The 13,842-nt window shown below is 70.0% G+C and carries 10 protein-coding genes; 1 reads left to right on the top strand and 9 read right to left on the bottom strand.

What is annotated here, in order from left to right; genetic code table 11:
• Positions 1 to 81 precede the first annotated feature (81 nt).
• On the bottom strand, positions 82 to 3,093 hold the full coding sequence (locus AC3RXY_RS13605) for an alpha-mannosidase (RefSeq protein WP_491511458.1): 3,012 nt from the start codon (positions 3,091 to 3,093) through the stop codon (positions 82 to 84).
• 140 nt (positions 3,094 to 3,233) lie between these two features.
• Between AC3RXY_RS13605 and AC3RXY_RS13600 the strand changes: the two genes are divergently transcribed.
• Positions 3,234 to 3,431 carry a hypothetical protein gene (locus tag AC3RXY_RS13600; RefSeq protein ID WP_491511457.1) on the top strand — a complete coding sequence of 66 codons (198 nt, stop codon included), beginning with the start codon at positions 3,234 to 3,236 and terminating at the stop codon, positions 3,429 to 3,431.
• 82 nt (positions 3,432 to 3,513) lie between these two features.
• On the opposite strand, the gene AC3RXY_RS13595 is transcribed toward AC3RXY_RS13600, so the two are convergent.
• From AC3RXY_RS13595 to AC3RXY_RS13560, 8 genes are all read right to left on the bottom strand, one after another.
• Positions 3,514 to 4,035, bottom strand: coding sequence for an OsmC family protein (locus AC3RXY_RS13595; protein WP_491511456.1), 522 nt, complete (start codon positions 4,033 to 4,035; stop codon positions 3,514 to 3,516).
• Between the two features lie 203 nt (positions 4,036 to 4,238).
• Positions 4,239 to 6,059, bottom strand: coding sequence for a sulfatase-like hydrolase/transferase (locus tag AC3RXY_RS13590; RefSeq protein ID WP_491511455.1), 1,821 nt, complete (start codon positions 6,057 to 6,059; stop codon positions 4,239 to 4,241).
• Positions 6,056 to 7,861: a sulfatase family protein gene (locus tag AC3RXY_RS13585; protein ID WP_491511454.1), complete on the bottom strand. Its 1,806-nt coding sequence runs from the start codon at positions 7,859 to 7,861 to the stop codon at positions 6,056 to 6,058. Before AC3RXY_RS13585 ends, AC3RXY_RS13590 begins: the two co-directional genes overlap by 4 nt.
• Positions 7,862 to 7,863: 2 nt before the next feature.
• Positions 7,864 to 8,706: an ATP-binding cassette domain-containing protein gene (locus AC3RXY_RS13580; protein ID WP_491511453.1), complete on the bottom strand. Its 843-nt coding sequence runs from the start codon at positions 8,704 to 8,706 to the stop codon at positions 7,864 to 7,866.
• Positions 8,703 to 10,508, bottom strand: coding sequence for a dipeptide/oligopeptide/nickel ABC transporter permease/ATP-binding protein (locus AC3RXY_RS13575; protein ID WP_491511452.1), 1,806 nt, complete (start codon positions 10,506 to 10,508; stop codon positions 8,703 to 8,705). Before AC3RXY_RS13575 ends, AC3RXY_RS13580 begins: the two co-directional genes overlap by 4 nt.
• 1 nt (position 10,509) lies before the next feature.
• A complete protein-coding gene (locus AC3RXY_RS13570; protein ID WP_491511451.1) occupies positions 10,510 to 11,448 on the bottom strand; it encodes an ABC transporter permease in 939 nt (312 codons plus the stop codon).
• A gap of 63 nt (positions 11,449 to 11,511) precedes the next feature.
• Entirely contained in the window at positions 11,512 to 13,035 is a 1,524-nt protein-coding gene (locus AC3RXY_RS13565) for an ABC transporter substrate-binding protein (protein ID WP_491511450.1), read from the bottom strand.
• Positions 13,036 to 13,124: 89 nt separating this feature from the next.
• Positions 13,125 to 13,727 (bottom strand): TetR/AcrR family transcriptional regulator, encoded by a 603-nt coding sequence (locus AC3RXY_RS13560; protein WP_491511449.1) that lies wholly within the window; start codon positions 13,725 to 13,727, stop codon positions 13,125 to 13,127.
• Positions 13,728 to 13,842: the final 115 nt, after the last annotated feature.

The raw sequence follows: 13,842 nt of genomic DNA, 5'->3' as shown, positions 1-13,842 counted from the left end.
CCGTCGGCGGGCGCCGCGCAGGCGGGGGCGTGCGCCGGCCTGCCACCGGTCATCGCGCGCCCCCGCCCGGGACAGCGCGGATCAGGGACGCAGCCGCACCGTCGCGATCTGGAACGGTCGCAGCGTCAGGTCGACCTCGACGCCGCCGTCGACGGGGCGCGCTGCGGCGTCCGCTGCGCCGTCGATCCGCTCCAGCAGGTCGGTGTGCCAGGCGTCGCGCCAGGTGCCGGCGATCCGCAGCGTCGCGCCGGCGCGCGCGCCGAGCGCCTCGTGCACGCGCACGACGAGGTCCCCGGAGCGGTCGTCGGCGAGCTTCACCGCGCTCACCAGCACGCCGGGCTCCGAGCACTCCACCAGCGGGGCGACGGACAGCCCGCCGACCGCGCGCAGCGGCACGTTCAGCTGCGCGGCGGTCGCGGTGGCCACCGCGACATCAGCCCCCACCGCGACACCGAACAGCATCCGGTGTTCGCCCTGGTCGGTCTCGGGGTCCGGGTAGCGGGGTGCGCGCAGCAGCGAGAAGCGCGCGTTCTGCACCACGCCGTCCGCTGTGTCGACGCGCCGCACGTCGAAACCATAGGTGGAGTCGTTGAGGAAGGCCACCCCGAATCCGGGCTCTTCGAGGAGGAACCAGCGCTGGGCGTGGGTCTCGAAGCGGGCGGCGTCCCACGAGGTGTTCTCGTGCGTCGCGCGCTCCTGATAGCCGAACTGCGTCTCGGCGAGCGCACGGTCGGTGAACACGTCGACCGGGAAGGCGAGCTTGAGCAGCTTCTCCCGTTCATGCCAGTCGATCGTGCAGTCGATGAGGAGGGCCCGCCCGTCCAGGCCGATCGACAGGCGCTGCACGATGGCGGATGCGCCGAAGGAGCGCTCGACGACCACGGTGTCCCCCTCCAGGCGCACCGACACGTCGCCCGCGGCGTCGCGTTCACTGCCGCGGTAGTGCGCGTCGATGTCCCAGGCGTCCCACGCATTGGGGAAGTCCTGGTGCAGCTGGAGCACATTGCCCCGCGCCCCGGCCGGCACCGCATCGCGGCCGGTCGCACGGTCGACGAGGTGGACCACGTGTCCCTGGTCGTCGATGCTGGCCCTCAGCTGCGGGCTCTCGAGCGTCCAGATCCCATCGGCCTCCGTCACCGTGATCTCGGGGGCTGCGGCGGGAACCCCGATGGCGCCGGGGGCGATGCCACGGTGCGGCACGTTGGCCGCGTTGGCCGCGAGCCCCGCGCCCGGGGTGGCGCCGATGGCGCCGAGCGCTTCCCCGATCAGCGTCTCGAGGGCGGCTTCGAGACGGGCGTATCGCTCCCGCGCCTCACGGTGCACCCACGCGATCGCCGATCCGGGCAGGATGTCGTGGAACTGCAGGAGCAACGCCTCCCGCCATGCCTCGTCGAGTGCGTCCGCGGGGTAGGGATGCCGCGCGCGCACAGCCGCCGTTGCCGACCAGAGCTCGGCCTCCGCCAGCAGGCGCTCGGTGCGCCGGTTGCCACGTTTCATCGCGTGCTGGGTGGTGTAGGTGCCGCGGTGCAGCTCGAGGTACAGCTCGCCGCGCCACACCGGCGGGGCGGGCTGCTCCGCCATCGCCCTGGCGAAGAAGTCGTCCGGGCTCTCCCACACCACACGCGGGCTGCCCTCGAGATCGGTGAGACGCTGCGCCCTGGCGATCATCTCGCGCGTGGTTCCGCCGCCGCCGTCGCCCCAGCCGGTGGGGGCGAGGGACACATCGGAGACCGCCTTCTCGCGGAACTGCCGTGACGCTCGCGCCAGTTCGGCACCGGAGAGCTCGGCGGCATAGGTGTCCATCGGCGGGAAGTGGGTGAAGATGCGCGTGCCGTCGATGCCCTCCCAGAGGAACGTGTGGTGCGGGAAGGTGTTCGTCGCGTTCCACGACATCTTCTGCGTCAGGAACCACTCCATGCCGGCGCCGCGCAGGATCTGCGGCAGCGCGGCGGCGTACCCGAAGCTGTCCGGCAGCCAGGCACCGCGCGACTCGACGCCGAACTCCTCCCGGAAGAACCGCTGTCCGTAGGCGATCTGGCGGATGAGCGCCTCCCCACCGGGGAGCACCGCGTCGCATTCGACCCACATCCCGCCGACCGGCAGGAACCGGCCGGACGCCACCGCTGCCTGCACCCTGGCGTAGACCTCCGGGCGGTGCTCTTTGATCCAGGCGTACTGCTGCGCGCTCGACATCGCGTAGACGAACTCGGGGTGCTCGTCGAGCAGCGCCGTCATGGAGGTCGCGGTGCGGGCGACCTTGCGCACCGTCTCGCGCAGCGGCCACAGCCATGCCGAGTCGATGTGGGAGTGCCCGATCGCGCTGACCCGGTGGGCGGTGCCGGCGGCGGGCGAGGCGAGCACGTCTCGCAGCAGCGCCCGGCCGGCAGCCGCGGTGCCGGCGACGTCCTGCAGATCGACGGCGTCGAGGGCGCGGCCCAGCGCCGCCAGGATGCGCGCGCGACGAGGGTCGTGGTCGTCCAGCTCCGCGGCCAGCTGGACGAGCACCTCCACGTCGTGCACCAGCTCGAACACCTCGTCCTCGAACACGCACAGCTCTGCCCGGCGGATCGTGTAGAGCGGCTGGGCGCTCGCGGTGAGCACGTCGCCCTGCCGGGTGGGCTGGAAGGGCGTGGTGTCCAGCTCCAGCAGCACCGGGTTCGACGCGGCCTCGACGTAGAGCTCCACGTCTTCGCCACCGACGACGGGATCACCGACGACGATCCACTGGCCCCGGGGGGTGAGGGAGCGAACCGGCGTGCCGTCCGGGAGGTACACGAGGCCCTCCGCCTGGAAGCCGGTCTGGCTGATGTCGAAGCCGAGGTCGAAGACGATCTCCGCGCGCCGGCCCGCGAAGGCCGGCGGCACGACGGCCGTCAGGCGGAACCACGTGGTGTCCCAGGCTCTCCCCCAGGCGTCCCCGACGGCTGCCGGCTGGTACTCGGCGGCGATGCCGACGGCGACCGGAATCGGCTCGCCGCCCACCGCGTGGATCGCGATGTCGACCGGCTGGGGCCGTCCGTGGATGGCGGGGCGCAGGCGCTCCTCGAGCACGCGGGAGGCCCGGGCGAGCGCGAGGTCGTTGGTCTGATGCATCCGTCCATCCTGGCCGCTCCGCGCTCTCCCGGCCAGCGGCGCGACGGACCGGTCGCCGGGACGGGGCGACCGCCGGCCGATGCGGACGGGGGGTCGGTTGTGTGGGACGATGGAGGAAGACTTACTGGGAGGTCCCTCGGATGATCGGCAGCTTCATTCTCTTCATGGTTCTGTTCGTCGGCGGCTTCGCGTGCTTCGCCCTGGCGTTCCACGTGCCGGGCCTGGAAGCGGTCGTCTTCGGCGCCGGCATCATCCTGGTCAGCCTGGCCCTCGCGTGGGTGACCCGCGCCCGGGGCGGCGCGACCCGTCGCGACACCACAGACCCCACCATCAGCTGAGCGCCACGGCGCCCGCGGGTCCGCCCGCACGACGAGACCGCCGAGGCTGTGCCTCGGCGGTCTCGTCGTGCGGGTCGACGATTCACCCCAGGCGGATGTCGACCGGCACCGCGTTGCGGAGGGTGTGACCGACCGGCGAGCTGGCCACGACCCGCGCGTGCAGGGCTTCGAGCTCGTCCCGGGATGCCGCCGAGTCGATCGAGACCGTCGCCTCGATGCCCCCGAAGCCGGCGTGGCCATCTGCGAGCCCGAGGAAGACGTGCAGGTCGACGTCGCCCTTGAGCTCGATACGGAGCGCGTCGAGCTGGACACCGGCGACGGTCGCGTTGGCGGCATAGCCGACCGCGAGGCAGTTGCCCAGCGCGCCCAGCAGCTGCTCGACCGGGTTCGGTGCGGTGTCGGATCCGCCGAGCCCGCCCGGCTCGTCAGAACGCGTCGGCTCGAATCCGCGGATGCGGGCCTCCGAGGTGAATCCCCCGGTCCAGGTCACGCGGGCACCCCAGGTGGTGTGCGCCTTCGCGGCATCGGACTGGATCGCTGCGACGAGGCCACCGACAGCGGCGATGTCGACGTCGTTGAGGCGGCTGATGGTTTCGACGGTCATGGTGCTCCCTCGGGGCGGTGCGGGGTCTGCCGGGCGGCGGTTCGGCGCAAACATAGCCGAGCAGCGCCGGGCCGGCCGCTGAGGGACGACACAGTTCGTCACGCGGGTTCTTCCCGTCCCGCCGCCGCACGGCGCGGCGCGCACGCCGAGACATCCGCGGCGCCCTTGGGGGAGTAAAGGAGCGCCGCGGAGCCTCCGGCCGGTCAGGACCGTACTGTCGAAACCGGCGCGATACGGGGCAGGAATCGCGCCATGTCGAACAGCACCAGACCGGGGTCATAGTCGCCGTCTGCGACGTGAGTGAGGTAGCGCGCCGCTCCGCGCACATACTCGTTCTCGTCCTCATACAGCTCGCGCCCCACCTGCCCGCGCACGGGGCTCTCGGTCGGGAACACGGTGAGCGCGTTGAGCGCAGCCACGCGGACGGGCATGCTCTCGGTCGCGAAGATCTCGCCCCGCAGCGCCTCGGCCGCGGTGTCCGCGTCGCCCGCCCAGGCCAGGGCGTGCAGCAGCGGAACGCGCACGTACGGGGATGTCTCCTGGCGGAGCCGGGCGACCATCACCGGGTGAGCGGGGCGCACGTCCGCGCGGAGCTTGGCGAGTCCGGTCGCGGCCCAGTAGCGGACCACCTCGTTGTCATCGTCGAGCCGGTCGGCGATCGCGGCGAGGTGCCGGGGGTCGCGCGCCGCCGCGAGCCTGGCCAGCTCCATGATCTCCCGCATCGGGTAGCGATCGTCGTCGCCCGCGGCCTGCTGGGCCTCCAGTGCCGAGCCCTCCGGGATGAATCCGTTGTCGCGGATGCGCAGCATCCGCTCGTCCATGCGTTCCGACATCTCGGCCAGCACGCCGGCGTACTCGGGGCGCCCGGCGAGGTCGTCGACGCCGTGCGGGTCTGCGACGACGTCGTAGAGCTCCTCGGCAGGCTTCGGCTTCCAGAATCGCGCCGCGGCGTCTGTGCACTGCTCCTCGAGCCAGGCGCGTTCCCAGGACTGGTAGGCCGCGGCGAGCCAGGCGAAGGTGTAGTGCTGGCCCCAGGGCAGATCGGTGTCGTAGTTGCGGATGTAGCGGTACCGGTCGGTCCGCGCAGAGCGCATCATGTCGTTGCGCTCGTCCATCCGGTTGCGCATGCTGAAGGCGATGCCCTTCGGCTCCTCGCCCAGCAGGCCACGGCCGTCCATCGTGTCCGGTCGCGGCACGCCGGCGATCTCCAGCAGCGTCGCCGTGACGTCGACCTGCTCGACCGCCGGGGTCACACGCGTGCCCCGTGGGTAGCGTGCCAGCGCAGCGGCGCCCTCCGGCAGGCGGATGACCAGCGGGATGTGCACGCCCTCGTCGTAGAGGAACCGCTTCGACCGCGGGAGGCCGGATCCGTGGTCGGAGGAGAAGATGACGACGGTCTGCTCGAGCAGCCCCGCGCTTTCCAGCTCGGCCAGATACTCGCCCATCACCGCGTCCATCTGGTCGGAGGAGGTGTAGTAGCGCGCCAGATCCGCACGGATCTCCGGTGTGTCGGGGAGGTAGGGCGGCACCTCGACGTCCTCCGGCCGAACCCGCGAAATCTCCCCGTCGAACACGGTGGACTCATGCGTTCCGAGGTGGTTGAACACCGCCAGGAACGGCTTCCCGTCCGGCCGGTTGCGCCAGTGCGCCTCGGGGCTGGACTCGTCCCACACCGGACGATCCTCGAGGTCGGAGTTGTAGTGCGTCTTCCAGTTGTTGGTGCAGTAGTAGCCCGCATCCCGCAGCAGCTCGGCGTAGGTGCGCACGTCCTCCGGCACCAGCGCGCGCGAGGACATCTGGTGTGCGGGGCCGAGGCGTTCCGGATACATGCCGGTGATCAGGGCGAAGCGCGACGGCGCACACACCGGCGCCGCGGCGAAGGCGTTCTCGAACAGCACGCCCTCCGCAGCCATCCGGTCCAGATGGGGGGTGCGCGCCAGCGCATCGCCGTAGGCGGCGAGGCGGGGAGAGTAGTCCTCCGCCATGAGCCACAGGATGTTCGGACGGCTGGGGGCGGCGGTCATCGCACGACCTCTCTGATCGGTTCGTCATCGAGCGCGGCGAGCTCACCGGCGATCACGCGCAGCGTGTCCCAGGGCAGCACGCCGATCATCATCGACGCCGCCCGGTACAGGCTCACCTCGCCGCAGACCGCCCCGAACGGCGCGATCTGGAGGTTCTTGGCGTGCCGGGAGATGATCTCCCGGGCCGGCCCGTGAGCGAGCAGGGCGTCGACCGTGCATCCCACGTTCCAGCGGGCATCGGGGAACTCGTCCTGCCTGGGCACGCTGGCGCGCGATGCGGCGACGATCTCCCCCTGGCGCTCGCACAGCAGGTGCTCGGCGGTGACCGGCCCCTCGGCCGGCAGGCCCAGTCGGAGGAACTGGCTCTCCGGGGCCTCGGTGTCGCGCATGACCTGCACCAGAGCGGCGGCCAGGCGCAGCTCGGTCTCCTCATCGACCAGGGGGTCCTGCTGGTCCGGATCGCTCTCGGTGTCGAACAGCAGCGTTCCGAAGTGGTACGGCGATGTGAAGGCGAAACCGGGCATGCGGAGCACGGGATTTCCCCGGGTGAAGCCGAACCCGGGGTGCAGCTCCGCCTGCTGCAGCTGGGCGTCGTGGAAGAACCCGCGCATGTGGGTGGGCATGAGGGTGTACTCCTCGAGCGGGCTGTTGCTCGGGTCGACGCAGGCGCGGTGGTAGACCCACCGCCCGTCGGTGATCCCGACGTGGCCGCCGAACGCGCCGAAGACCGCATACTCGCGCGGGTGCTCCGCAGCGCCGCGCACCGCGGTGCTCAGCGAGCGGCCCTGCATGTGCTCGGTGGGAGCGACGCCGAACAGGTCGAGCAGCGTCGGGCCGATATCCATCGTCTGCACGATCGCGTCGCTGCGCGCCTCGGCCGCGCCGACGCGCGGGTCCCAGAGGAACAGCGGCGTGTGCACCGTCTCGTCGAACCACGGCGGCACGCTCTTGCCCCACCAGCCCTGCTCGCCGAGCAGGAAGCCGTGGTCCGTGCACACGATGAGCATCGTGTCCGACCACATGTCGTTCTCGTCCATGAGGTCAAGCACCCGACCGAGCGAGTCGTCGCACTGCACGACGAGGTCGCGGTAGTGCTCGCGCATCCGTTCTTGCGTCTCGGCGTCTTCGAGCACCTGCATGTAGTCGGGCCAGTCGTCCTCGTCCGAGCCGCCCGCGTCGGTGCGGTCGGAGAATCGATCGGAAGCGAAGAACGGCTCGTGCGGGTCGAACGTCTCGATCTGGACGAACCAGCTGTCGTCGGCGACGTTGTCGCGGATGAACTCGAGGCCGGCGTCGAAGGTGAGCGTCTGCGGGTGATCGGCATGATCGGAGATGTACGGCCGGTTGATGCGATCCTGCCGCCAGGTGCCGATGCGCCGTACCCGCGAGCTGCCCTCCGGCATCTCGGGGTCGCGCACGCGGCCCTTCCACGGGTCGCCCTGCTGGCCACGGATCAACGAGAACGTCCCGTACCGCGTGTGGTAGGTGGCGCCGCCGTCCTCCCAGTAGTGCATGTGGTCCGTGGCGAGGTGGGTGGTCACGCCCGCGTTGCCGAGCATCGCCGGGATCGAGTCATCGAAGGGCTCGATCGGCCCCCACCCGCGGTGCAGGAAGTTCATCCGGCCGGTGTGGAGCTCGCGCCGGGCCGGCATGCACGGCAGGCTCCCCGCGAAGCAGTTGTCGAACGTGACCGCGTGGCGGGCCAGGCGCTCGAAGTTGGGGGCGTAGACGTCGGCCTCCCCGCCGTAGGGCGGCAGGTACTTCCTGTTGAGGCTGTCGAACATCACGACGATCGCGCGCATGGTTACTCCCCGTCCTTGTCATGGGCAGCTGCCCTGGCTTGTTCCCGCTCCTGCCGCCGCTGACGCTGGCGGACCGGATCGGAGACCGGAGCCGCCTCGAGCAGACGCCGGGTGTAGGGGTGCTCCGGAGCCCCGGTGACCTGAGCGCAATCGCCGGTCTCGACCAGCTCGCCGTGATACATCACCGCGACGCGGTGACTGATGTGCCGGACCACCGAGAGGTCGTGCGACACGAAAAGGTAGGCGACGCCGGTCTGCTCCTGGATCTCGATGAAGAGGTCGAGCACGCGCGCCTGCGTGGACAGGTCCAGCGCGGACACCGGCTCGTCGCACACGATCAGGCGCGGCCGCAGGGCGAGGGCCCGAGCGATCGCGATGCGCTGACGCTGCCCGCCGGAGAACTCCCGCGGATAACGTCGCGCGGAGTCCGCCGGCAGACCCACCTGGTCGAGCAGCTCGCTGACGCGGCGTCTGGCCACCGCGCCCTGCTCGCCCTGGGCGCTCAGCGGCTCGGCGAGGATGTCCTCGATCACCAGCGACGGGTTCAGCGACGAGTAGGGGTCCTGGAAGACCACCTGGATGTCGCGGGCGAGAGCCCGCCGCTGCTGCCGTCCGGCGTTGTCGATCCTCTTGCCGTCGAACACGATCGATCCGCCGGTGACGGGCGCGAGGCCGAGCACCGCTCGCCCGAGGGTCGTCTTGCCGGACCCTGACTCGCCCACGAGACCGACGGTCTCGCCCTCCGTCACGTCGAGGCTGACCCCGTGCAGGGCACGGAACGGCTTGGCCCGAAGCCCTCGGGCCGGGTATTCCACGACGACGTCGTCGATCTTCAGCAGGCTCATCGCTCCGACTCCCTCGTCTGCGCCAGGCGCCGGCTCTGCACGCCCTTGGGTGGTCTCGGATCCGAGTTGTCCAGCGTCGAGGACAACAGCATCCGGGTATAGGGGTGCTGCGGGTCGCGGTACAGCTGCTCATAGTCCGCAGCCTCGACTATGCGTCCCTGCTGCATGACGGCGACGTGGTCACACAGGTCGGCGACGACGCCGAAGTTGTGGGTCACCAGCAGGATCGCCATGTTCCGCTGCCGCTGCAGGCGGCGGAGGACATTGAGCACCTCGGCCTGGACGGTCACGTCCAGAGCGGTGGTCGCCTCGTCCGCGATGAGCAGCTCAGGGTCGCTCGCGATCGCTCCCGCGATCAGGACGCGCTGCGCCATGCCGCCGGAGACCTGATGCGGGTAGGAGGAGAAGGTGCGCGCAGGGTCGGGGATGCCGACCTCGGCCAGCAGGTCGAGCGCCTTCTGCTTCGCCGCCTTGTGGCTCATCCCGCTGTGCGTGAGCGGCCAGACCAGCTGGTGGCCGATCGTGAAGGCCGGGTCGAGGTTGGACATGGGCTCCTGCGGCACGTATCCGATCGCGGAGCCGAGCAGCGCGCGGCGCTTCTTGCGCGGCAGGGAGAGGACATCGATGCCGTTGAGCAGGATCTCGCCGTCGAGCACTTCCCCGCCCTCCGGGAGCAGGCCGAGGATCGAGAACGCGGTCTGGCTCTTGCCGGAGCCCGACTCGCCGACCAGACCGAGCACCTCGCCGCGCTCGATCGAGAACGACACGTCGTGCACGACCACCCGGTACTCGCCGTCCGGCTGGATGTAGCCGACCTTGAGCCCGCGGACCTCGAGGATGGCGTCGGAACTCTCCGTGCCGGCGACGGGGACCGACGCGGCCCGCTGGGCGGCGCGTCGGGCGGGCCGGCGCTTCTTCGGAACGACGCTCGAGGTGCCCTGCACCGCATCGCGCACGCCGTTGCCGAGCAGCACGAGGCTCATCACCGTGAGGGCGATCGCAGCGCCGGGCCAGATCATCGCGGTGGGCGCCAGGTACAGCACCGAGAAGGCGTTGCCGAGCATCGCTCCCCAGGTCGCGCTGCCCGGGTCGCCGACGCCGATGAACTCGAGGCCGGACTGGATGATGATCGCCACGCCCGCCAGGATCGAGCCCTGGATGATGATGGGGGCGCGCACCACGTACAGCACGTGCCGGGCGATGATGCGGGTGTTGGACAGGCCGGAGACGCGCGCTGCATCGATGTAGAGCTCGTTGCGCACCCCGATCACCTGTGCACGGACCAGCCGGAAGATGCCGGGCGAGAGCATGATGCCGAAGGCGATCATGGTGATCCACACCGACGGGCCGAAGGCCGCGATGACCGCCAGCAGCACCACCATGTTCGGCAGCGACAGCAGGATGTCGGCGATGTAGCTCGCCACGGCGTCGATGGTCTTGCCGTAGTACCCGGCCAGCAGGCCCGCGGGGATGCCGATCAGCAGCGCGGTGCCGAGCGCGAGCGCTCCGGCCAGCAGCGTCTGGCGGCTGCCGTAGATCAGTCTGGACAGGATGTCGCGGCCGGCGCTGTCGCCGCCGAGCAGGTACCCCGGCGTTCCGGGAGGGGCGTTGACGGCGTTCGCGTTGGGCAGCATCGGGTCGACCGGGGTGATCCACGGTGCGAGCACCGCGATGAGGATCACCAGGACGATGACGATGAGGCCGGTCAGGGCGAGGCCGTTGGAGCGGATCGCGCGCCAGAGGCTCTGTCGGCCAGGGGCGGCGGTCGCGTTCAGCGGGGTCGAGGATACGATGTTGGCCACTTCACAACCTCACTTTGGGGTTCACCCAGCCGTTGATGAGGTCGATCGCGAGATTCACGATGACGACCAGGATGACGGTCACGACGACGATGCCGAGGACGACGGGGATGTCGCCCTGGATCGTGGAGGTGATCGCGAGGGTGCCGACGCCGGGCATGGCGAAGACCTTCTCGATCACGATGGCGCCGCCGAGGAGACCGATGAACTGCAGCGAGAGCACGGTCAGGGCGGGCGGTGCGGCGTTCTTGAGCGCGTGGCGCAGCAGCACGGCCGTCTCGGAGGTGCCGCGCGAGCGGGTCGTGCGGATGTGGTCGGAGCGCAGGATGTCGATCATCGCGCCGCGGACCTGCTGCGTCGCGGCGGAGATCCCGCCCAGGGCCAGCGCGGCGACCGGGAGGGTGATGCTCGCCAGCCAGCCGGAGAACGACACCTCCAACGGGACGTAGCCGGTGGCGGGCAGCAGGCGCAGGCCCACCGAGAGCCACAGCACGAGCATGAGGCCGACCCAGAAGTTCGGCAGGGCGAGGCCGACGACCGACAGCACCTGCACCACCCGGTCGATCCAGCCGCCGCGAACAGCGGCCAGCACGCCGAGGATGACGCTGATGAGACCGATCAGCAGCACGCCGATGACGACGACCGACATCGTGACCGGAAGTCGCAGGGCCAGGATCTCTGTGACAGAGCCGGCCAGGAAGTAGGACTGTCCGAGGTCACCGGTCACCGCGTGGGAGAGCCAGTCGCCGTACTGCACGAGCATCGGCCGGTCCAGGCCGAGCTCCGCCACCTTGGCAGCGACCTGCTCCGTGGTGGCCGATTCGCCCAGGATGTTCCTGGCGATCGATGTTCCGTCACCGAAGATCAGGAAGAAGGTGATCGTCGCGACGACGAACACGAGGCTCACGCCGAAGACGAGTCTCCTGATGATGAAGCCGACCATGGCATCCTCTCTCCTTGCCTGCCGTGGCCGGCCGGCGACGGCCGGCCACGGTCAAGCGATCAGTCACTCAGGGCGGTAGGAGCTCAGGAAGGGGATGGGGTTCTGCGCCTGCAGCTGCACTGTGACGCCCTCCACCGTTCCGTACAGGCTGTCCGGACGCAGCACCGGCGCGAACCAGGCGTTCTCCACGAGCCAGTTGTTCACGGCCTGGAAGGCCGCGGGCTGCTCCTCGAGGGGAGCCATCTGCGCCGCCTCGGCGAGCGCGAGAAGCTCCGGGTCCTCGGCGTGGAACATGTTCCACGGCGCCGACGGCAGGACAGAGGTCTGCAGGTCCTTCCACGGCGAGCCGGAGCTGAGGGCGAAGTAGAACACCGGGAACTTCGCCGAGAGCACCTCGGAGATGGACTGGTCGTCCGCGACCTGCACCCATTCGACGGTGATGCCGACGTCCGCCAGCTGCTGACCGACGAGCGGGGCGATCGAGGTGAGCGTCGAGTTCAACGGCATGCGCAGGTTCAGCGACGTGACACCGGCCTCGGCCAGGAGCTCACGCGCCTTCTCCGGGTTGTAGGTGTACCGGTCCTCGAGGCTCTTGTCGAACCCCTCGCTGGCGGTGTTGAAGACCTGGCTGGTCACCTCGCCGTAGCCGAGGTAGCCGGCCTTGAGGATGGCCTCCTTGTCGAGCGCGTAGTTCAGCGCCTGACGGACGCGCACATCGGCGAGCTCCGGCACGACGGTGCCCTCGCGGTCGGCGATGAACAGGCCGGCCCAGTTGACCGGACGCGACTGCACGGTGATGCCGGATGCCTCCGCCTCCGCGGCGCTCGCGGCGGTGAGGAACGCAGCGTCGACCTGGCCGGTCTTGAGCGCGTTCAGTCGCGGGGTGATGTCGTTCATCGGGCGGACAACGACGCTGTCGAAGGGGTAGGCCTCCGGGTTCCAGTACTCGGGGTTGCGGTGGTACACGTACGAGGTGCCCGCGGTGGAGTCCTGGGCGGAGTAGATGTACGGGCCGCTTCCGACCGGGTCCTTGGCGAGGTCGCCCGTGGCGATCGCCGCGGGAGAGGCCATCGCGCCGCCCACGACGCCGAGGAAGTTCAGCAGCGCGGGGTTCGGCTGGGACAGGTGCAGCTCCACCTCGGTCGGGGAGAGCACGACCACCTCGGCGACGTCTGCGACCATGAACGCGTTCTGGCCGCCACCGTTCTTGAGGTGCTCGATGTTGACCTTCACGGCCTCACCGTTGAAGGCCTCGCCGTCGGTGAAGGTCACGTCATCGCGCAGGGTCAGGGAGAGGACCGTGTTGTCCTCGTTGTACTCCCAGGCGGTGGCGAGGTTGGGCTGCGGCTGCGCCTCGGGGTCGAGGACCAGCAGCGTGTCGTAGATGGGCTGCCAGTACGGCACCCGCTGCCCGATCTCCAGGGCTGCGGTGTCGAAACTGTTGTTGTCTGACTGCGCGGCGATGACCAGTTCGGTCTTGCCGTCTTCCGCACCGGGGGTGCCTCCGCCGCCGCCCGTGCAGGCCGACAGCGCAAGCGCCATCGCCACAACCACGCTTGCAACGCCGAGACTACGTCGTCTGTGCATGCTTCCTCCTCGAATCATGGCAGCTATCAGGGGCCGCGATGAAGAAAGTACCTTACGTACGGTAGGTTTTTCAAGCAAAAAGAAATACATCATCGCCCGCGGGTCGCGGAAGACGATCGGATCAGCTCGACGAAGGCCGAGAACGGCACCGTCATGTCGAAGTCGTCCTCCAGCAGCATCTGCGTCTGCAGGCCGTCCATGACCGCGATCGTCACCTGTGCGAGCCGCTCCGCGGTGTCGGCGTCGAAGCCGTCGGCGATCAGGCGGCCCGCGAACTTGCTGCGCGTGCTGCGGTAGCGCTCCTGGATCACCGAGAACCCGGGATGCTCCGCCGTGATGCACTCCCCCGCCATCACGGCGAAGAACTGCGCCCACCGGCGATCCTTGGTGTTCGCCTGGACGATCGCGCGCTGCTCGTCGATCAGGCTCAGGTTGTCCACGTCCTGCAGCTCCGGCAGGTTCCTCATGTGCTGCTGCGAGCGTTCCGCGAAGACCGCCGCGAGGAGGTCCTCCTTGGTGGGGAAGTAGTAGACGAAGCCGCCCTTCGTCAGCCCCACCCGGTTCGCGATCGCGCTGATCGAGGCGTTCCGGTAACCCTGCTCCGCGAACTCCGCCACCGCCGCGTCCAGGATCTCCTCGCGCCGCGCCCGCCCCTTCCGAGTCGGCGGTTTGCCCTCATCCATCATGCTCATCCCTTCTTTGCGGAGCACGTCGCGGGCCGTCGCCTTCGATGCCTCCGCGCATGCTTATCGTAGGGGCGGGCGGAGCAAACCGGGGCTCATCGCCCCCAACCGCGGGCCGCGGACC

Source organism: Microbacterium longlingense (genome assembly GCF_058349825.2).
The sequence above is the reverse complement of the archived record's forward strand: the minus strand, read 5'-3'. Positions and strand labels throughout refer to the sequence as shown.

What these genes read in the sequence shown, in the direction of transcription:
- AC3RXY_RS13605 (WP_491511458.1), bottom strand. Translation starts at nt 3,093, where the DNA reads ATGCATCAGACCAACGACCTCGCGCTCGCCCGGGCCTCCCGCGTGCTC.
- AC3RXY_RS13565 (WP_491511450.1), bottom strand. Translation starts at nt 13,035, where the DNA reads ATGCACAGACGACGTAGTCTCGGCGTTGCAAGCGTGGTTGTGGCGATG.
- AC3RXY_RS13580 (WP_491511453.1), bottom strand. Translation starts at nt 8,706, where the DNA reads ATGAGCCTGCTGAAGATCGACGACGTCGTCGTGGAATACCCGGCCCGA.
- AC3RXY_RS13570 (WP_491511451.1), bottom strand. Translation starts at nt 11,448, where the DNA reads ATGGTCGGCTTCATCATCAGGAGACTCGTCTTCGGCGTGAGCCTCGTG.
- AC3RXY_RS13560 (WP_491511449.1), bottom strand. Translation starts at nt 13,727, where the DNA reads ATGAGCATGATGGATGAGGGCAAACCGCCGACTCGGAAGGGGCGGGCG.
- AC3RXY_RS13585 (WP_491511454.1), bottom strand. Translation starts at nt 7,861, where the DNA reads ATGCGCGCGATCGTCGTGATGTTCGACAGCCTCAACAGGAAGTACCTG.
- AC3RXY_RS13600 (WP_491511457.1), top strand. Translation starts at nt 3,234, where the DNA reads ATGATCGGCAGCTTCATTCTCTTCATGGTTCTGTTCGTCGGCGGCTTC.
- AC3RXY_RS13595 (WP_491511456.1), bottom strand. Translation starts at nt 4,035, where the DNA reads ATGACCGTCGAAACCATCAGCCGCCTCAACGACGTCGACATCGCCGCT.
- AC3RXY_RS13590 (WP_491511455.1), bottom strand. Translation starts at nt 6,059, where the DNA reads ATGACCGCCGCCCCCAGCCGTCCGAACATCCTGTGGCTCATGGCGGAG.